The sequence below is a fragment of the Polaromonas naphthalenivorans CJ2 genome (genome assembly GCF_000015505.1).
In the GTDB taxonomy this organism is placed as follows: Bacteria; Pseudomonadota; Gammaproteobacteria; order Burkholderiales; family Burkholderiaceae_C; genus Polaromonas; species Polaromonas naphthalenivorans.
In genome coordinates this window covers 3,091,794-3,110,367 of sequence record NC_008781.1, presented here as the reverse complement: position 1 = coordinate 3,110,367, position 18,574 = coordinate 3,091,794, and the positions used below count along the sequence as shown (strand labels likewise).

The 18,574-nt window shown below is 64.3% G+C and carries 17 protein-coding genes; 9 read left to right on the top strand and 8 right to left on the bottom strand.

From position 1 onward, the window contains the following. Nucleotides 1-5 precede the first annotated feature (5 nt). Entirely contained in the window at nt 6-887 is an 882-nt protein-coding gene (locus PNAP_RS14730; protein ID WP_041376730.1) for a branched-chain amino acid ABC transporter permease, read from the bottom strand. Here PNAP_RS14730 and PNAP_RS27065 point away from each other — a divergent pair. Further along, nucleotides 886-1,038 (top strand): hypothetical protein, encoded by a 153-nt coding sequence (locus tag PNAP_RS27065; protein ID WP_157040297.1) that lies wholly within the window; start codon nt 886-888, stop codon nt 1,036-1,038. The genes PNAP_RS14730 and PNAP_RS27065 overlap by 2 nt on opposite strands. Before the next feature lie 55 nt (nt 1,039-1,093). On the opposite strand, the gene PNAP_RS14725 is transcribed toward PNAP_RS27065, so the two are convergent. From PNAP_RS14725 to PNAP_RS14705, 5 genes are read right to left on the bottom strand one after another with little or no spacing between them, the layout of a single operon-like run. Next, nucleotides 1,094-2,257: an ABC transporter substrate-binding protein gene (locus PNAP_RS14725; protein ID WP_011802323.1), complete on the bottom strand. Its 1,164-nt coding sequence runs from the start codon at nt 2,255-2,257 to the stop codon at nt 1,094-1,096. Further along, a complete protein-coding gene (locus PNAP_RS14720; protein ID WP_011802322.1) occupies nt 2,254-3,069 on the bottom strand; it encodes an alpha/beta fold hydrolase in 816 nt (271 codons plus the stop codon). The genes PNAP_RS14725 and PNAP_RS14720 overlap by 4 nt, the downstream gene beginning before the upstream one ends. Then, nucleotides 3,066-4,649, bottom strand: a complete 1,584-nt coding sequence (locus tag PNAP_RS14715) for a benzoate-CoA ligase family protein (protein WP_011802321.1) — start codon at nt 4,647-4,649, stop codon at nt 3,066-3,068. The genes PNAP_RS14720 and PNAP_RS14715 overlap by 4 nt, the downstream gene beginning before the upstream one ends. A 25-nt stretch (nt 4,650-4,674) precedes the next feature. After that, the gene (locus PNAP_RS14710; RefSeq protein WP_011802320.1) at nt 4,675-6,246 is read right to left on the bottom strand and encodes a 3,4-dehydroadipyl-CoA semialdehyde dehydrogenase; all 1,572 of its coding nucleotides are present in this window, start codon (nt 6,244-6,246) and stop codon (nt 4,675-4,677) included. Between the two features lie 20 nt (nt 6,247-6,266). Further along, nucleotides 6,267-6,734, bottom strand: coding sequence for a DUF4863 family protein (locus tag PNAP_RS14705; RefSeq protein WP_011802319.1), 468 nt, complete (start codon nt 6,732-6,734; stop codon nt 6,267-6,269). Nucleotides 6,735-6,821: 87 nt separating this feature from the next. Between PNAP_RS14705 and PNAP_RS14700 the strand changes: the two genes are divergently transcribed. The 8 genes from PNAP_RS14700 to PNAP_RS14665 all read left to right on the top strand — a co-directional run bounded on the left by PNAP_RS14700 (nt 6,822) and on the right by PNAP_RS14665 (nt 16,798). Further along, nucleotides 6,822-7,796, top strand: coding sequence for a helix-turn-helix transcriptional regulator (locus PNAP_RS14700; RefSeq protein WP_011802318.1), 975 nt, complete (start codon nt 6,822-6,824; stop codon nt 7,794-7,796). 116 nt (nt 7,797-7,912) lie between these two features. Beyond that, nucleotides 7,913-9,571: a 2,3-epoxybenzoyl-CoA dihydrolase gene (gene boxC, locus PNAP_RS14695; RefSeq protein WP_011802317.1), complete on the top strand. Its 1,659-nt coding sequence runs from the start codon at nt 7,913-7,915 to the stop codon at nt 9,569-9,571. Nucleotides 9,572-9,675: 104 nt separating this feature from the next. Then, nucleotides 9,676-11,103, top strand: a complete 1,428-nt coding sequence (gene boxB / locus PNAP_RS14690) for a benzoyl-CoA 2,3-epoxidase subunit BoxB (protein ID WP_011802316.1) — start codon at nt 9,676-9,678, stop codon at nt 11,101-11,103. Nucleotides 11,104-11,259: 156 nt separating this feature from the next. Continuing rightward, nucleotides 11,260-12,543 carry a benzoyl-CoA 2,3-epoxidase subunit BoxA gene (gene boxA, locus PNAP_RS14685; RefSeq protein WP_011802315.1) on the top strand — a complete coding sequence of 428 codons (1,284 nt, stop codon included), beginning with the start codon at nt 11,260-11,262 and terminating at the stop codon, nt 12,541-12,543. Continuing rightward, nucleotides 12,543-13,337 (top strand): enoyl-CoA hydratase-related protein, encoded by a 795-nt coding sequence (locus tag PNAP_RS14680; protein ID WP_011802314.1) that lies wholly within the window; start codon nt 12,543-12,545, stop codon nt 13,335-13,337. Before boxA ends, PNAP_RS14680 begins: the two co-directional genes overlap by 1 nt. Beyond that, nucleotides 13,334-14,863 carry a 3-hydroxyacyl-CoA dehydrogenase gene (locus tag PNAP_RS14675; protein ID WP_011802313.1) on the top strand — a complete coding sequence of 510 codons (1,530 nt, stop codon included), beginning with the start codon at nt 13,334-13,336 and terminating at the stop codon, nt 14,861-14,863. Before PNAP_RS14680 ends, PNAP_RS14675 begins: the two co-directional genes overlap by 4 nt. A 100-nt stretch (nt 14,864-14,963) precedes the next feature. Further along, nucleotides 14,964-15,503, top strand: coding sequence for a TlpA family protein disulfide reductase (locus tag PNAP_RS14670; RefSeq protein WP_011802312.1), 540 nt, complete (start codon nt 14,964-14,966; stop codon nt 15,501-15,503). Nucleotides 15,504-15,676: 173 nt separating this feature from the next. Continuing rightward, nucleotides 15,677-16,798 (top strand): transglutaminase-like domain-containing protein, encoded by a 1,122-nt coding sequence (locus tag PNAP_RS14665; protein WP_011802311.1) that lies wholly within the window; start codon nt 15,677-15,679, stop codon nt 16,796-16,798. Nucleotides 16,799-16,903: 105 nt separating this feature from the next. On the opposite strand, the gene PNAP_RS14660 is transcribed toward PNAP_RS14665, so the two are convergent. Together PNAP_RS14660 and trmB are read right to left on the bottom strand one after the other, a co-directional pair. Continuing rightward, the gene (locus PNAP_RS14660) at nt 16,904-17,812 is read right to left on the bottom strand and encodes an RluA family pseudouridine synthase (protein ID WP_011802310.1); all 909 of its coding nucleotides are present in this window, start codon (nt 17,810-17,812) and stop codon (nt 16,904-16,906) included. Further along, on the bottom strand, nt 17,809-18,549 hold the full coding sequence (gene trmB, locus PNAP_RS14655) for a tRNA (guanosine(46)-N7)-methyltransferase TrmB (RefSeq protein ID WP_011802309.1): 741 nt from the start codon (nt 18,547-18,549) through the stop codon (nt 17,809-17,811). The genes PNAP_RS14660 and trmB overlap by 4 nt, the downstream gene beginning before the upstream one ends. Between the last annotated feature and the right edge of the window lie 25 nt (nt 18,550-18,574).

Here is an 18,574-nt window from a genome sequence, read left to right as displayed (position 1 = left end):
GGGGTTCATCCGGCCTTGAACAGGCCATCGGGTTTCCACAGCAGGATCAGCGCCATGAGGACATACACCAGCACGCCGGCGGCCTGTGGCAAAAACACCTTGCCAAAGGTATCGACAAAGCCGATCAAGAGCGCCGCCAGCAGCGCGCCGCGAATCGAGCCGATGCCGCCGATCACGACGATGACGAAACAGATGATCAGCACCGAGTCGCCCATGCCCGGATAGACCGACGACACCGGCGCGGCCACCATGCCCGCCAGTACCGCCACGCCCAGGCCGGCGGCAAACACGACGCGGTACAAAAACTTGATGTCGATGCCAAGCGACTGCACCATCTCGCGGTTGGTGCTGCCGGCGCGGATCATCATGCCCAGGCGCGTGCGGGTGAAGACCAGGTACATGCCCAGCGCCAGCACCAGGCACACGCCGGAGACAAACAGCCGGTACACCGGGTAGGTCATCAGCTCGCCCAGCGGCAGCGTGCCCGCCAGAAAGGCCGGCACCTCGACGCCATGCACCTCGTCGCCGACCAGCAGGCTTCGCAGTTCCTCGAACACCAGGATCAGCCCGTAGGTCATCAAGACCTGCTGCAGATGCTCGCGTTCATAAAGAAAGCTGAAGAATGCCCACTCCAGCACATAGCCCAGCAGTACCGCCAGCACCACGCCCACCGCCAGCGTGGCAAAAAAGCCACCGCCGAAAGTACTGGCCACGACCGGCGCCAGGGCGTAGGCCATGTAGGCGCCAATCATGTAGAAGCTTCCATGCGCCAGGTTGATGACGCCCATGATCCCGAAGATCAGCGTCAGCCCGGAGGCGACCAGGAACAAAAGCAGTCCGTATTGAAGTGCATTGAGGCACTGGATCAGGAAGATGGAAAGGTCCATGAAGAAAGCCTCATCCTTTCGTGAATGTGAAAAAGCGCATGGCAACGTCAGCAGGCAAGAGCGCATGGGTGTTGGCCTGTGGACGATTTTCAAGCATCAAATTGGCCTCTTGCGCAGGCGTAGACTGCGTGAGCAGCTATGGATTCAGTAGCAAACAGCAAAAATCACCGGACAGCTTGAATGCCGTGACGGGAAAACCGGGCGGATTACAGCCGGCAGCCGCGACCCGGATCGGCCAGCGCCTTGCTGGCGACGCCGACAAGCTTGTTTTCCTTGCCCGTGACCTGGCGCAAATAGATGTCCTGCACCGGGTTGTTGAACCTGGAAATCGTGAACGGGCCGCGCGGGCTGTCGATTTTTGCCTTGTGCAGGGCATCGGCAAACTCGGCCTTCTTGCTGGTGTCGCCCTTGACGGCGGCCAGTCCCACGCCCAGCATCTGCGCCGCGTCGTAACCCTGAACCGCATACACGTCGGGCTGCTGCTTGTAGGCTTTGGCATAGGCCAGGCGGAAACTGGTGTCGCGCGGCGTGCCCAGCGCGTCGGCATAGTGCAGCGTGGTCAGCAGGCCATCGGCATCAAGCCCCTGCGCTTCGAGCGTGCCGTCGGTCAGGAAACCTGCGCCGTACAGGGGAATGCTTTTCTTCAGCCCGGCGCCGGCATAGTCCTTGACGAACTTCACGGCGCCGCCACCGGCAAAGAAGGTGTACACGGCATCGGGCCTGGTGGCCGCGATTTCGGTCAGCAAGGCCTGGAACTCGACGTTCGGGAAAGGCACGCTGAGTTCCTTGACGACCTTGCCACCGCCTTTTTCAAACGCTTCCTTGAAGCCGCGCACCGACTCGTCGCCGGCGGCGTACTTCCAGGTGATGGTGACGACCTTTTTGTGGCCCTTCTTGGCGACCACTTCGCCCATGGCGTAGCCCGGCTGCCAGTTCGAGAATGAACTGCGGAAGATGTTTTGCGCGCACATGGCCCCGGTCACGGCATCCGCGCCGGCATTGGGAACGATCAGCAGCGTGCCGGTGTCCTTGGCGACCTTGGCCATCGCCATGGCCACGCCGGAATGCACCGAGCCGATCAGCACATCGACGTTGTCGCGCTTGATCAGCTTGTTGACGTTGTCGGTCGCCTTGGACGGGTCAGACTCGTCATCGACCTTGACGAATTCGATTTCGCGCCCGCCCAGCTTGCCGCCCTGCTCGGCCACATACTGTTTGAAGCCGTTTTCAATCGCCGTGCCCAGCGACGCGTAGGTGCCGGTGTAGGGCAGCATCAGTCCGACCTTGAGCTTGGCCGGCGCCTGCGCGGAGGCGGCACTGGCGCACAGGACGGCGGCGGCAGCGATCAGGTGAAGTCGAATCTTGGTCATGGTTTGTCTCCGTGGGGTTGTTGTTGAATGAAAGCAGTGATGGCCGTGATCAGGCGTTCGGGCTGGTCGCGGTGTGGGGAATGGCCGCAATCGGCCAGCTCAAACAGTTCGGTCTGTGCCGCCCGGCGCGCAATGCCGTGGATCTGCGCCAGCGTGCCGTATTCGTCGTCCAGGCCTTGCACGGCCAGCAACGGGCAGCGGATGGCGCTGATCTCGGCTTCAATCGACCAGTGCCTGAACGCCGGCTTGAGCCAGATATCGTTCCAGCCCCAGAAGGCTGAATCCGGATCATCGTGGTGGCGCGCCAGGCGTTGCCGCAGGTCGGTTTCAAGGTAGGCTGCGCGCACTTTTTCAATGCTGCTCACCGACAGGTCTTCCACCAGGATATGGGGAGCCAGCACGATGGCGCCGGCGATGCGCTGCGGGTAGCTCGCGGCGTAAAGCAGGGCGATGGAGGCGCCATCGCTGTGGCCCAGCAGCCAGGGCTTGTCCCGCGTTGCGTCAATGCCCAGCGCTTCCAGCAGGGCGGGCAGCACTTCCTGCGCCTGGCGGTGCATGAAGTCCAGGCCCCAGGCTTCTTCGGCGGCGCGCGGCGTCGAGCGGCCATAGCCCGGGCGCGAATACACCAGCCCCCGGCAGCCGGTGGCAATACACAGGCGCTGCGGAAAATCCTTCCACATCGCCACCGAACCCAGGCCTTCATGCAAAAAGACGATCAGCGGCGCGGCCGCCCGGTCGCGGGCAATCCACTGATATTCGATGCGGACCGGGCGACCCGCCCAGTCGATGTCGATGAACGCCGCCTCCGTCATTTGACCGCGCCTTCGAGACCGCGCAGCTTGAAGCGCTGGATCTTGCCGGTGGCGGTCTTGGGCAACTCGGTCATGAACTCGATGCTGCGCGGGTATTTGTAAGGCGCCAGGCGCTCCTTGACGAAGGCCTTGAGTTCGGCCTCGCTGACCTGCTGGCCGGTCTTGAGCACCACATAAGCCTTGGTTTTGGTCAGGCCTTCGGTGTCCGGCACGCCAATGACGGCCGCTTCCAGAATGGCCGGATGTTGCGACAGAGTGGCCTCGACCTCGAAGGGCGAGACGTAAATGCCGCTGACCTTGAGCATGTCGTCGCTGCGGCCCGAATAGGTGTAGGTTCCGTCCTGGTTGCGAACGTACTTGTCGCCGCTCTTGGTCCACGCGCCCTGGAAGGTTTCGCGCGACTTCTCGCGGTTGCCCCAGTACATCAGCGCCGCGCTCGGCCCCTTGATGTAGAGGTCGCCGGTGTCGCCGTCGGGAACCGGGCGGCCATCGTCGCCGCGCAGTTCGACCTCGTAGCCGGGCACCGGCCAGCCGGTGGTGCCGTAGCGCACTTTCCCGGGAAGGTTGGACAAAAAGATATGCAGCATTTCGGTCGAACCAATGCCGTCGATGATCTCCACGCCATAGTGGGCCGTGAAGCGTTCGCCCAGGTCGGCCGGCAAGGCCTCGCCGGCCGAAGACGCCAGTCGCAGCGACACCTGGTTTTTGGCGGGCAGGTCGGGCGAGGCCAGCATGCCTGCAAAACCGGTGGGCGCGCCAAAAAACACCGTCGGCTGGTGCTCCACCCAGCGTTTGAAGGTGGCTGCCGGCGTCGGGCGTTCGGCCATCAGGACCACGGTGGCGCCGACGCTGAGCGGAAAGCTCAGGGCGTTGCCCAGGCCGTAGGCAAAGAACAGCTTGGCGGCGGAAAAACACACATCGTGCTCGCTAATGCCCAGCACCGGCTTGCCGTACAGCTCGGCGGTCCAGTAGGGATTGGCATGGGTGTGCAGCGTGCCTTTGGGCTTTCCCGTGGAGCCGGAGGAATACAGCCAGAAACCCGGATCGTCGGGACAGGTGGAGGCCGGCTGGGCCAGCGGCGCATGCTGGGCAATCAGGTTGTCCAGCGCCACGCTGCCTTCTGGCAGGAGGCCAGTGGGGCGCGAGACGATGACCGCCCTGACCTCATGGGCCGATTTGGCCATGGCTTCCTGCAGTATCGGCAAGAGAGCGCCCGACACCAGCACAGCCTGGGCACGGCTGTGCTCCAGCATGAAGGCATAGTCTTCGCTCGTCAGCAGCGTGTTGAGCGCCACCGGCACGATGCCGGCGTACATCGCGCCCAGAAAACTGACCGGCCAGTCGCTGCAGTCGTGCATCAGCAGCAGCACGCGTTCCTCGCGGCGAACGCCAGTGGCCAGCAGTGCGGCGGCCAGACGGCGGATGCGCTCGGCCAGTTCGCCGTAGCTTACTGTCTCGACATCGTCGATATAGGCTGTCCTGGCGGGGTGCGCGGCGTTGCACCCGATCAGGTGCTGGGCGAAATTGAAGTGCGCGCCGGGTGCCGGGATGTGGGGCGCGGTGTTTGATGGGGTGGTCATGTCTGTCTCCTCGTTCTCTGGTGGCTCAGGCCGCTGAAGGCGTCCGCAGATGCGCCAGCACGTCGGTACTGGCCTGCACGGCGCTGCGGCGGTGGTAGAAATTCAGGGCGCGCAGGCCGCCCAGTTCCTCGCCGCCACCCGCGCGGCCCGGCCCGCCATGCAGCGACTGCGGCATGACGTTGCCGTGGCCGGTCTGCAGTGCGCCCACGTCGGGCGAGATCACATGCACCCGGCCGTGGCTGTCGGCCAATTCGAGTGCAGCGCTCGCCAGCGCGGCAGCATCGCTGCCATAGAGAGAGGTCACCAGCGAACCCTGTCCCCGGCGCACCAGCGCCAGCGCGTGGGCGATGTCGCGATAAGGCAGCAGCGTGGCCACCGGGCCAAAGACCTCGGTGTCGTGGATGCGGTCGGCGCCATCGCTTCCGCTGGCATCGCGCGTGCCCAGCAGTGTCGGTCCGACGCAGCAGGCCAGCGCCGCATCGGCATCAACCAGCGCATGGCGGCTGCCGTCGTGCAGGATTTCCGCTTGCGCCGTCAGATGCGCCAGGCCGTCGCGCACTGCGGCCAGCTGGCTGCGGCTGACCAGCGCGCCCATGCGTACGGTGTCGTTGCGTGGGTTGCCCACCGTGGTCTTGGCCAGGCGCGCGGAAAGTGCTTCTGCAACCGATGCGTACAGAGCCTCGGGAACGAAAACGCGGCGAATGGCCGTGCATTTCTGGCCCGACTTGACCGTCATCTCGCGCGCCACTTCCTTGACCAGCAACTCAAAGGCCGGACTGCCGGCTGCCTCGCCCGGCAGCAGCAAGGCCGAGTTCAGGCTGTCGGCCTCGATGTTGACGCGCACCGAGCGCTGCACCACGGCCGGGTGCGAACGGATCACCGCCGCCGTTTCGGCCGATCCGGTGAACGACACCACATCGAAGGGCTGCAGCTGGTCCATCAGCCCGGCCGAACTGCCGCACACAACCGACAGCGCGCCCGGCGGGAAAATGCCCGCATCGACCACGTCCCTGACCATGCGCTGGGTCAGCCAGGCGGTCGCGGTGGCGGGCTTGATGATGACCGGCACGCCTGACAGCAGGGCCGGCGCGGCTTTTTCCCACAGGCCCCAGGCAGGAAAGTTGAAGGCGTTGATGAACAGCGCCACGCCGCGCGTGGATGTCAGCACATGCTGCGACTGGAACAGCGGGTCTTTGCCCAGTCGCGCCATGTCGCCGTCGAGCATGAAACGGCGCTCGCCCAGTGCGTCACCCATCCTGGCATAGGTGCCCAGCGTGAACAGGCCGCCGTCAATGTCCACGGCAGAGTCATTCTTCACCGTGCCGCTGTTGGCCGTGGCGATCTCATAGTAGGCATCGCGGTTGGCCTGCAGCACCTTGAGTGCCGCGCCCAGCAGGGCGGCGCGCTCGCGATAGGTGAGGGCGCGCAGGGCCGTGCCGCCTTGTTCGCGGGCAAAGTCAAAGCCGGCGCTCAGGTCGAGTCCGGTGGCATCGACGCGCACGAGTTCGGTGCCCAGCACCGGGTCAAACAGCGCAGTGCCCGCGCCGGTGCCAGCCTGCCAGCGGCCGACCAGGTAATTGGAAAGCAGTTCGGTCATGGAGAGTCTTTTCGTAAAAATCAGTGGCGGGTGAATTCGATGCTGCCCTGCGGCAGGAGATACAGCACCAGGGCGCGTCCGCTGGACACGGTGGGCCGGTGCGCGCTGCCCGGCGGATAAACGAGCCAGCCGGCGGGGCGGCCATCGAATTGCGCGTTGTCGTCCAGCGGCATGATCAGGTCGATCTCGCCCTGCGGATGCGCATGGTGCGGGCCGGCGATGTCCTGCATGTCCACCACATCGACCGAAAAGCCGTGCAGGTCATCGGCCGGCTTGAAGATACGGCCATAACGGATGCCGCCGCCCTCGCGCTCGCACAGCCAGCCCTCGGCAACGCCGGTCATGCAGGCTTGCTTCAGTTGCCGATACGTGTCGCTTTCGACGCCATGCTCTGCATTGAGCCAGGCATCCAGACCGGCATCCAGGGGGCGGCCAGCCAGCTGGGCAGTCAATTGCGAAATCTGTTCGCGAAATTCGGTGGGTGACATGGTGCCTTCTCCGTATAGTGTTGAACTTGCCAATTCATGTAATATGAACTATTGTGCATGTATGAACCATAAAGCCTGAAAAACATCATGTCAAGCAATATATTGCATGCATCAGGGTTAGTCCCTGATACCTCCATCCTTCCTCTTCAAACCGCCGAACTGCCGCCCGCCGGGCTTCAGGAGCCGCAGGTGGAGGAAAAAAATCTATTTCTCGCCGCCCTGGGTGACCGGGTTCGGGCGCTGCGGGCGCGGCGCGGCATGACACGCAAAGCCGTGTCGATTGCAGCCGACGTGTCTGAGCGGCATCTGGCGAACCTGGAGTATGGCGAAGGCAACGCGTCCATCCTGGTGCTGCTGCAGGTGGCCCGCGCGCTGCACTGCTCACTGGCCGAACTGATTGGCGATGTGACCACCTCGACGCCCGAATGGCTCTTGATTCGCGAACTGCTGGAAACGCGCGACGATGCCTCGCTGCGCCGCGTGCGCATCGCGATTGGCGAGTTGCTGGGAACGGGCAGCGGCAACACCACCCTCTGTTCGCGCGTGGCGCTGATCGGCCTGCGCGGGGCCGGAAAGTCCACGCTGGGCGCCCTGCTGGCCGAAGACCTGGGATTTCCGTTTGTCGAACTGAGCCGGGAAATCGAGAAGTTCGCGGGCTGCAGCGTCTCGGAAATCCAGGCGCTCTACGGCATGAATGCCTACCGCCGCTACGAACGCCGGGCGCTGGAAGAGACGATCCAGATCTACCCGGAAGCCGTCATTGCCACGCCCGGCGGCCTGGTGTCGGACCCGGCCACGTTCAACCAGCTGCTGTCCCACTGCACCACCGTCTGGCTGCAGGCCGACCCTGAAGACCACATGAAACGGGTGCTGGCGCAGGGTGACTTGCGGCCCATGGCGGCCAGCAAGCAGGCCATGGAAGACCTCAAGGGCATCCTGGCAGGTCGTGCCGCTTTCTACTCGAAGGCGCAGTACAAGGTCGATACCAGCACCCAGAGCCTGGAGCTGTCTTTCCAGGCCTTGCGCGAAATGGTGCGCAAGGCGCTTCAGTTGCCAGTTTGAGTCTTTTACAAGAAAATGCATAAAAATGCTTGTTTGTTTTTGATAATATGCATTATTATGCGTGTATCGAATTTCAATTCATGCAGTTTCATGCATTAAACTGAGGACTTCAAGCCATGACCATCGCCTCCCGCGTCGAGTACCAGACCGACCCTTCCCAATACAAGCACTGGAAGCTCAGCTTCAATGGCCCCGTCGCCACGCTGGCGGTGGACATCGACGAAAACGCCGGCTTGCGCCCCGGCTACAAGCTCAAGCTCAACAGCTACGACCTCGGGGTCGATATTGAACTGAACGACGCCATCAGCCGCATCCGTTTCGAGCACCCGGAAGTGCGCACCGTGGTGGTGACCAGCGCCAAAGAAAAAGTGTTCTGCTCCGGCGCCAACATCTTCATGCTGGGCGTGAGCAGCCACTCCTGGAAAGTGAACTTCTGCAAGTTCACCAACGAAACCCGCAACGGCTTGGAAGACTCGTCCCGCTACAGCGGCCTGAAGTTCCTCGCTGCGGTCAACGGCGCTTGCGCCGGCGGCGGTTACGAGCTGGCACTGGCCTGCGACGAGATCATCCTGATTGATGACCGCTCCAGCGCCGTCAGCCTGCCCGAAGTGCCTTTGCTCGGCGTGCTGCCCGGCACCGGCGGCCTGACCCGCGTGACCGACAAGCGCCATGTTCGCCACGACCTGGCCGACCTGTTCTGCACCAGCGTCGAAGGCGTTCGCGGCCAGAAGGCCAAGGACTGGCGCCTGGTCGATGACATTGCCAAGGCGGTCGATTTTTCGCAGAAGGTGCAGACCCGCGCCCTGGCGCTGGCCGAGCAGAGCGACCGGCCCGCCGACGGCAAGGGCGTGGTGTTCAAGCCGCTCAATCGCACGGTCGAAGCCGATGCGCTGCGCTATTCAAATGTGACGGTCGAGATCGACCGCGCCAAGCGCACCGCCACCTGGACGGTCAAGGCGCCCACGGGTGCGCAACCCTCAAGCATCGCCGGCATTGAAGCGCTGGGCGCCGACTGGTTCCCGCTGGTGATGGCGCGCGAACTGGAGGACGCCATCCTGATGATGCGCACCAACGAGCTGGAAATCGGCACCTGGCTGATCAAGACCGAAGGCGATGCGGCTGCCGTGCTGGCCATGGACGACGTGCTGCTGGCGAACCAGAAGCACTGGCTGGTGCGCGAGACCATCGGCCTGCTGCGCCGCACGCTGAGCCGCCTGGACCTGTCCTCGCGCAGCCTGTTCGCGCTGATCGAGCCGGGTTCGTGCTTTGCCGGCACCTACCTGGAACTCGCCCTGGCCTGCGACCGCAGCTACCACCTTGCCCTGCCCGACGACGAGGACCGTGCGCCCAAAATCACCGTGGCCGAGACCAATTTTGGCCTCTACCCGATGGTGACTGACCAGAGCCGCCTGGGCCGCCGTTTTTATGACGAAGCACCGGCGCTCGAAGCCGTGCGCGCCAAGGCGGGCCAGCCGCTGGATGCCGACGCCGCGTTTGCGATTGGCCTGGTCACGTCCAATCCGGACGACATCGACTGGACTGACGAGGTGCGCATTGCCATCGAGGAACGCGTGTCCATGTCGCCCGATGCACTGACCGGCATGGAAGCGAATTTGCGCTTCAACGGCACCGAGAACATGTTCACCCGCATTTTTGGCCGCCTGACCGCCTGGCAGAACTGGATTTTCCAGCGCCCGAACGCCGTCGGAGAAAAAGGCGCGCTCAAGGTCTATGGCAAGGGCGACAAGTCCCAGTTTGACTGGAACCGCGTCTAAACAGGCGTTCTCGCAAAGTTCTCGTTGTGCGGCACGAATCCGGGTGGCGCGCCGCAACTGCAATCCCTCCCCCGAATCAGCCTTGTTTTTTCTTGGAGACCATGATGTCCAGCATTAATTACAGCGAAAAGATTCCCAACAACGTCAACCTGAGCGACGACCGCACATTGCAGCGCGCGCTTGAGCAGTGGCAGCCCAATTTCATCAGCTGGTGGGACGATGTCGGCCCCGAAGGCTCGACCAACATGGATGTGTACCTGCGCACGGCCGTTAGCGTCGATCCGAACGGCTGGGCGCAGTTTGGCCACGTCAAGATGCGCGACTACCGCTGGGGCGTTTTCCTGAACCCCGGCGAAGCCGACCGCACCATCCACTTTGGCGACCACAAGGGCGAAAAGGCCTGGCAGGACGTTCCCGGCGAGCACCGCGCCAACCTGCGCCGCATCATCGTGACGCAGGGCGACACCGAGCCGGCATCCGTCGAGCAGCAGCGCCACCTCGGCCTGACCGCGCCCAGCATGTACGACCTGCGCAATCTGTTTCAGGTCAACGTCGAGGAAGGCCGCCACCTGTGGGCGATGGTTTACCTGCTGCACAAGCATTTCGGCCGCGACGGCCGCGAAGAAGCCGAGGGCCTGCTGGAGCGCCGCAGCGGCGACGCCAACAACCCGCGCATCCTGGCGGCTTTCAACGAGAAGACGCCCGACTGGCTGAGCTTTTTCATGTTCACCTACTTCACCGACCGCGACGGCAAGTACCAGCTCTGCGCGCTGGCCGAAAGCGCTTTTGACCCGCTGGCCCGCACGACCAAGTTCATGCTGACCGAGGAAGCGCATCACATGTTCGTCGGCGAAAGCGGCATTTCCCGCGTCATCCAGCGCACCGCGCAAAAGATGAACGAGCTGAAAACCGACGACGTGGGCAAGCTGCGCGCCGCCGGCGTGATTGACCTGCCGACCATCCAGCGCTACATCAACTTCCACTTCAGCGTCACCATCGACCTGTTCGGCGCCGACGAGTCGAGCAATGCCGCCACCTTCTACAGCTCGGGCCTGAAGGGCCGCTACGAAGAAGGCAAGCGCGTCGATGACCATGTGCTCAAGGGCCAGACCTACAAGGTGATTGAAGCCAAAGACGGCCAGCTGGTCGAAAAAGAAGTGCCGATGCTCAACGCGCTCAATGAAGTGCTGCGCGACGACTACATCAAGGACTCCATCTCGGGCGTCGAGCGCTGGAACAAGGTGCTGGACAAGGCCGGCATCCCCGTTCACCTGCGCGTGCCACACAAGGCTTTCCACCGCAATATCGGCGCGCTGTCGGGCGTGAAGGTGTCGCCCGATGGCCGCGTGGTGTCCGAGGCCGAATGGAACGCGTCGGTCGATCAGTGGCTGCCGAGCAACGAAGACCGGGCCTATGTCGCCAGCCTGATGGGCCGCTGCGTCGAGCCGGGCAAGTTCGCCAACTGGATTGCGCCGCCCGTCATGGGTATCAACCGCCAGCCGGTGGACTTCGACTACGTGCGTTTTAATTGAAGTTCATTGAGCCCCCACGCTCCCCACTTCGTGTGGTTCGCTGCCCCCGAGGGGGCCGCTGCGCCTGCGGCCCGGCAAAGCCGGTTCCGCGGCCCTGGCTGGTGGGGGTCTGCCGGCCCTGTTTGTCATTGAAGCCGATTACCGGGAAACGCCATCATGGACATGACCGAAATACACGTGATCAAGCAGCACTTGATCGACCCTGAAATCTGCATTCGCTGCAACACCTGCGAAGCCATTTGCCCGGTCAGCGCCATCACGCATGATTCGCGCAATTACGTGGTGGATGCCGAAAAATGCAATTTCTGCATGGCCTGCATCTCTCCGTGCCCGACCGGCTCGATTGACAACTGGCGCACCATGCCGCGCGTCAAGGCCTACAGCCTGGACGCGCAACTGGGCTGGGACGAGTTGCCGCCCGAACTCACGCCCGAGGAACTTGCCGCCGAAGGCGTCGCCGCCGGCGCGGTGCCCGACATCGAGCCGGTTTCACCTTCGTTGCCTGCCGCCAGCAATGGCGAAGCGGTGTTCAACAGTGCCCAGTACGGCGCGACCCTGCCGCCGTGGTCGGCCGCGCATGCCTACGTCAACCTGTACGGGCCGAAAACGGCCGAAAAATCAGTCACCGCCACCGTCACCGGCAATGTCCGGGTGACCGAGGTCGGCAGCGACGATTACGACACGCACCACATCGTGCTGGACTTCGGGAAAATGCCGTTTCCGGTGCTCGAAGGCCAGTCCATCGGCATCATTCCGCCGGGCGTTGACGCCAGCGGCCGGCCGCATTTTGCGCGCCAGTATTCGATTGCCAGCCCGCGCAACGGCGAGCGGCCCGGCTACAACAACCTCTCGCTGACGATCAAGCGCGTGCTCGAAGACCATCAGGGCAGGCCGGTGCGCGGCGTGGGGTCGAACTACATGTGCGATTTGCGGGTCGGCGACACGGTACAGGTGATGGGGCCGTTTGGCACGAGCTTCCTGATGCCCAATCATCCGCGCTCCAACATCGTGATGATCTGCACCGGCACCGGCAGCGCGCCCATGCGCGCGATGACCGAATGGCGCCGCCGCCTGCGCAAGTCCGGCAAGTTCGAGGAAGGCAAGCTGATGCTGTTTTTTGGCGCCCGCACCCAGGAAGAACTGCCTTACTTCGGACCCTTGCAAAACCTGCCCAAGGATTTTATCGACATCAACTTTGCGTTCTCGCGCACGCCCGGCGCGCCCAAGCGCTACGTGCAGGACGTGATGCGCGAGCGCGCCGCCGACCTGGCCCTGCTGCTGCAGGACGCCAATACCTGCTTTTACGTCTGCGGCCTCAAGAGCATGGAAGAAGGCGTGGTGCTGGCCCTGCGCGACGTGGCGCAGCAGGCCGGCCTGAACTGGGATGCCGTGGGCGCAGCGCTCAAGACAGAAGGCCGGCTGCATCTGGAGACGTATTGATGAGTCAGTTGCAAACCTTGAGCGTGACGCGCCGCGCCACGGGCATCGCGCAGGTCGCGATGGCGCGCCCGGCGGTGTTCAATGCCTTCGATGAGGTGATGATTGCCGAGCTGGACGCCGTCTTTGCCGAACTGGGCGCCGACCCGGCGGTGCGCGTCATCGTGCTGGCCGGCGAAGGCAAGCACTTCAGCGCCGGCGCCGACCTGAAGTGGATGCAGCGCGCGAGCGCCGCCTCGCGCGAATGGAACCTGGACGATGCCCGCCGCTTTGCCGCCATGCTGTCGCGCATCGAGAACTGCCCCAAGCCCACGCTGGCGCGGGTGCAGGGCGCGGCGCTGGGCGGCGGGGTTGGCCTGGCCTGCGTCTGCGACATCGCCATCGCGGCGGACAACGCCAGCTTTGCGGTCAGCGAAGCGAAGTTCGGCATCCTGCCGGCCGTCATCGGCCCTTACCTGACCAATGCGGTCGGCAAGCGCCAGGCCCTGCGCCTGGCGCTGACGACCACCCGCATCGCCGCCCCTGAAGCGCTGGCCATCGGCCTGGTGCAGCAGGTGGTCGCGCTTGACCAGCTCGATGCCGCCATTGACGCCACGGTCAAGGAACTGCTGGTTGGCGGCCCGAATTCGCAGCGTGAGATCAAGGCGCTGTATGCCCGGTTTGAAGTGGGTGAAGTCACGCCCAAAGTGCGCGAGTTGACCGCCCAAACGATCAGCCGCGTGCGCGGCACCGACGAGGCGCGTGAGGGCTTTGCCGCTTTTCTGGGCAAACGGCCCGCTAACTGGATTTCCGAATGACAACTCTTGACTTGAACGGCGTGCCGGTGCTGGTGGTCGGCGCCGGCATCATGGGCGTCGGCATTGCGCAGGTCGCGGCGCAGGCCGGCCATGCCGTGATGCTGCACGACATGCGCGAAGGCGCAGCCAGCCAAGCAAAGGCGAAACTTGCCAGAAGCCTGGAGGCGCTGGTGGCCAAAGGCCGGCTGAAGGCTGACGCCGTGGCGCAAACGCTGTCGCGCATCAGGCCGATTTGGGCGCTTGAAGAGGCTGTTTCGGCGGGCCTGGTGGTCGAGGCGATTGTCGAAAAGCTCGATGCCAAGCGCGCGCTGTTCCAGCAGCTCGAAGCCATCCTTGCCGCCGATTGCGTGCTGGCGACCAACACCTCGTCAATCTCGGTCACGGCCATTGCCAACGGGCTGCAGCATCCGGCCCGCCTCGTGGGCATGCACTTCTTCAATCCGGTGCCGCTCATGCAACTGGTCGAGGTGGTGTCCGGCCTGCAGACGGCGCCTGCGGTGGCCGAAGCGATTTTTGAACTCTGCAAGGTCTGGGGCAAGGTGCCGGTGCATGCGCGTTCGACGCCGGGTTTCATCGTCAACCGCATTGCCCGGCCTTACTATGCCGAAACGCTGGCCCTGCTGCATGAGCAGGCCGCCACGCCCGCTGTGCTCGATGCCTGCCTGCGCGCCGCCGGCTTTCGCATGGGGCCGTGCGAGTTGATGGACCTGATTGGCCACGACACCAATTTCTCGGTGACGAATTCGGTCTACGAGGCCAATTTTCACGACAAGCGTTTCGTGCCGTCGCTGGTGCAGCGCGAGCTGGTCGATGGCGGCTTGCTGGGCCGCAAATCGGGTCGCGGTTTTTATGATTACGCGGACGGTGCGGCCAAGCCCGCCGTCGCCGCTTTGGAATCCGCTGCGCTGCCGCCTGCGCAAGCGTTGGGCGTGCACGGGCGGGGGCCGGTGGCCGAGCGTCTGGCCGCCACGCTGGCGCAGGCTGGCCGTGCGTTTCACCGCGATGAAGGCAGCGACTGGGTCGGTCTGGCCGTGGACGGCGCCATGCTGCGCCTGACCGATGGCCGGCCCGCCTCGCAACTGGGCGCTGATGTGGCGGTGTTTGATCTGCCGCTGTCGCCAGCGACCGGCATCGCCCTGGCCTGGGCGCCATCTTGCCGCGCCAGTGCGGCCTGGGTGGAGCAGGCTTCGCACTGGCTGCTGGCGCTGGGTTTCAACCCGCAGCGCATCGCCGATGCGCCCGGCCTGGTGGTGGCCAGAACCATCGCCATGCTGATCAATGAAGCCATGGACGCCGTGCAGCAAGGCGTCTGCACCCCGGAAGGGGCCGACGCGGCGATGAAGCTGGGCGTGAACTACCCGGCCGGGCCGTTTGAGTGGCTGGCGCGCTGGGATGCCGGCGCGGTCATTGGCCTGCTCGATGCCCTGGATGGGTTTTACCGGGGCGAGCGCTACCGCGTCAGCCCGGCCTTGCGCCAGCGTGCCTGGCAACAGGCGCCGAGGCAGGCCGAGTTGGCGACCGCATGAAATTGACTGGCTTCACGGCCGGGTGAGTGAAGTTCCAGAAATCGGGGGAAGCATTTCCTTGTGCGCCGGACGCTTTCTCATTCGCCGGTAAGCTCCCGCCATGCCTATCGAATCGCCTTCACGCCGCCATGTTTTGCAAGCTTCCCTGACCGTTGCCAGTTCGGCGTTGTTCGCCAGGGCGGGCGCCCAAGGCCTGACAGGGCCGGCCTACGAGGTCAGCCCATGGCCGGGGCCGCTCACCGCCTTCAGCCTGGTCGATACCAGCGGCAAGACCTGGCGCCCGGCCGACTTCAAGGGGCGGGCGGTGCTGCTCAACTTCTGGGCCAGCTGGTGCGAGCCATGCCGCGCTGAAATGCCCACGCTGCAGCAGATGGCGGACCTGTACGGCCCCGAGCAGCTTCTGGTGCTGGCCATCAACTTCAAGGAAGCCCCGGCGCGGGCGCTGCAGTTTGCCAAACGCACCGGCATCACCCTGCCGGTGCTGCTCGATGTCGATGGCCAGGCGGCCCGGCGCTGGGGCGTCAAGGTGTTTCCGACCACGCTGGCCATCGACCGCCATGGCCAGCCGCGCCTGCGGGTGCAGGGCGAGATGGACTGGACCGGAAAAGCGGCCGAGAAGCTGATTGCCAGCCTGTTGTAGACGCGTGTTGGCCTGAAAAACTGCCGCTTTTACCGGCTGTGGCGATAATCAAGGGCTGTCCGTGGCGGGCGGCAGCCTTGCAGCTGCCCACCAGCCGGGCTCCACTTCCTGGCGCATCTTCACCTGCGCCGGTGCATGTGACCTTTCCTCAATCCTTCCCCCGGAGTTCACCTATGACCACCGTACGCCGCAGCTTCCTCAAGAACACCGCAGCCGCCGCCATGGCCGCTGCCTTGCCCGCCCTTGGTTTCGCCCAGGCACCCGCGGCACCTGCTTCACGCCGCAACTTCGCTCCCCAAAGCGGCGGCTGGCGCACCTTTGAGGTCACCACCCGCGTGGACATTCCCAAGCCCGAAGGCGTGACCCGGGTGTGGCTGCCGATTCCGTCGGTCAACAGCGACTACCAGCATTCGCTCGAAAACGGATTTTCAAGCAACGGAACGGCCAAGCTGGTGCAGGACGGCCAGGACGGCGCAAAAATGCTCTACGTTGAATTTGCTGCCAGCGAAGCCAAGCCGTTTGTCGAAATCACCAGCCGCGTGCAGACGCAGGGCCGCGCGATGGACTGGTCGCAAAAAACCGCCAAGGCCGAGGAAGCCGACACGCTGCGCTATTTCACCCGCGCCACCACCTTGATTCCGACCGACGGCATCGTGCGCAAGACCGCGCTGGCCGCCACGCAGGGCGCTAGAGGCGATGTCGAAAAAGCCCAGAAGCTCTATGACTGGATCGTGGCCAACACCTACCGCGAACCCAAGGTGCGCGGCTGCGGCGAAGGCGACATCAAGACCATGCTGGAAACCGGCAACCTGGGCGGCAAATGCGCCGACCTGAACGCGCTGTTTGTCGGCCTGTGCCGCTCGGTGGGTGTGCCCGCGCGCGATGTGTACGGCATCCGGCTGGTGCCATCGGCCTTTGGCTACAAGGAGCTGTCGGGCAACCCGGCCAGCCTCAAGGGCGCGCAGCACTGCCGCTCCGAGGTGTACTTGAAGGGCTATGGCTGGGTGGCGATGGACCCGGCCGACGTGGCCAAGGTCATGCGCCTGGAAACCGCCGACTGGATCAAGAACACCACCAACCCGGTGGTCGCGCCGGTCAACAAGGCGCTGTTCGGCGGCTGGGAAGGCAACTGGATGGCCTACAACACCGCGCACGATGTGGCCTTGCCCAATTCCAAGGGCGACAAGCTCGGTTTCCTGATGTACCCAGTTGGCGAGAATGCCGCCGGCCGCTTCGACTCCTACGCGCCGGATGACTTCAAGTACCAGATCACCGCCAGGGAAATCAAGGCCTGAAGCTGGCTGCGCTCCATGGCATGTGAAGGATCGTTTTACATGCCAAATAGGCTTTTTGCGCTTATTCCATAAGCGCAGGAAGCTATCAAAATGAGAGTGACTTCGTCAGCCTGGCAATAAGCCGAGCCGGCTTTCAAAGCGCCGTGGCTGGCCGGTCAGCGGGTCGGCAAAGGCAATCGACCTGGCCAGCAGCTGCAGCGGCAGGGCGTAATCGTCTTCAGGCGTCGGTTCAACCGGCGGGTACATCCGGTCGTTGCAAATCGGCATGCCCAGCGCGTTCATGTGCACCCGCAACTGGTGCTTTTTCCCGGTCACGGGGCTCAGGGCGTAAAGCGCCCGTTGGCCCCGGATTTCCAGCAGATCAATCAGGGTTTCGCTGTTGGGCTCGCCCGGCACTTCGCGCTGCCGAAAAAAAGGTTCATCCTCGACGATGCGGGTTTTGCGCTGCAGGGGAAACCGCAAGTCGGGCCGCCAGCGGGCCACGGCTTCGTAATGCTTGACGACTTCGTGCCGCCGGAACAAGGCCTGGTAAGCGTCGCGTTCCCCCGGCTGGACGCAAAACAGCACCAGGCCCGCCGTTTCGCGGTCGATGCGGTGGATCGGGATCAGGCTGTCCAGCCCCAGCTGGTTCTTCAGCCGCACCAGCAGCGTTTCCTGCAAATAGTGTCCCGAGGGCGTGACCGGCAGGAAATGCGGCTTGTCGGCCACCACCAGATGCTCGTCCTGGAACAGCACGGCGGCTTCGAACGGAATGCGCGGCTCGACCGGCAGCGCGCGGTAGTAGTACAGCCGCATGTGGCCCCGGTAAGGGCGCTCGGGCGTCACGGCCACGCCGAACTCGTCGGCCACCAGACCGGCCGCCATGCGGTCCAGCCAGGTCTGCCGCGTGATGGCGGGGAAGCGTTCGACCAGGAAATCGGTGAACGTGGGCCAGGCGCCTGCCGGCAGGCCGACACAACTCGGGCTCACGCCGCGCTTCGTCGGCAGCCCGCCGTGGGCCGCAAGCGGGCTCACGCGCGCGTGAACACCACGTCCCACACGCCGTGCCCGAGCTTGATGCCCCGGTTTTCAAACTTGGTCAGCGGTCGGTAGCCGGGCTTGGGCGCGTAGCCATCGCTCGCGGCATCGGCCGTGTTTTTCAACAAAGGCTCTGCGCTCAGCACTTCCAGGATCTGTTCGGCATACGGCTGCCAGTCGGTCGCGCAGTGCAAATAGCCGCCGGGCTTGAGGCGCGCCGCCAGCTTGGCGATCAGCGGGGCCTGGATCAGCCGGCGCTTGTTGTGCTTGGTCTTGTGCCACGGGTCGGGGAAGAAGATGTGCGCGCCGTCCAGGCTGCCCAGGGGCAGCATGTGGTCGATCACCTCGACCGCGTCGTGCTGCAGGATGCGGATGTTGGTCAAAGCTTGCTCGTCGATGCGCTTGAGCAGCGCGCCGACGCCGGGCGTGTGCACTTCGCAGCACAGGAAATTCTTTTCCGGCATCAATCCAGCGATGTGCGCGGTGGCTTCGCCCATGCCGAAGCCGATTTCAAGAATCGTCGGTGCGTCGCGCCCATAGACGGCTGAAAAGTCCATCGGCAGGCCGCTGTAGGCCAGCAGAAACCGGGGGCCGACATCGGCGAAGGCCTTGGCCTGGCCGACGGTGGTGCGGCCGGTGCGGCGCACGAAGCTGCGGATGTTGCGGGGATGGCTCACGTCGGCGGGAGCGCCTTCATGCAAGGCGGGCGGGGTGGGGGAGGAAGATTCAATCACCCGCTGATTTTAGTGCGCCGCCCGG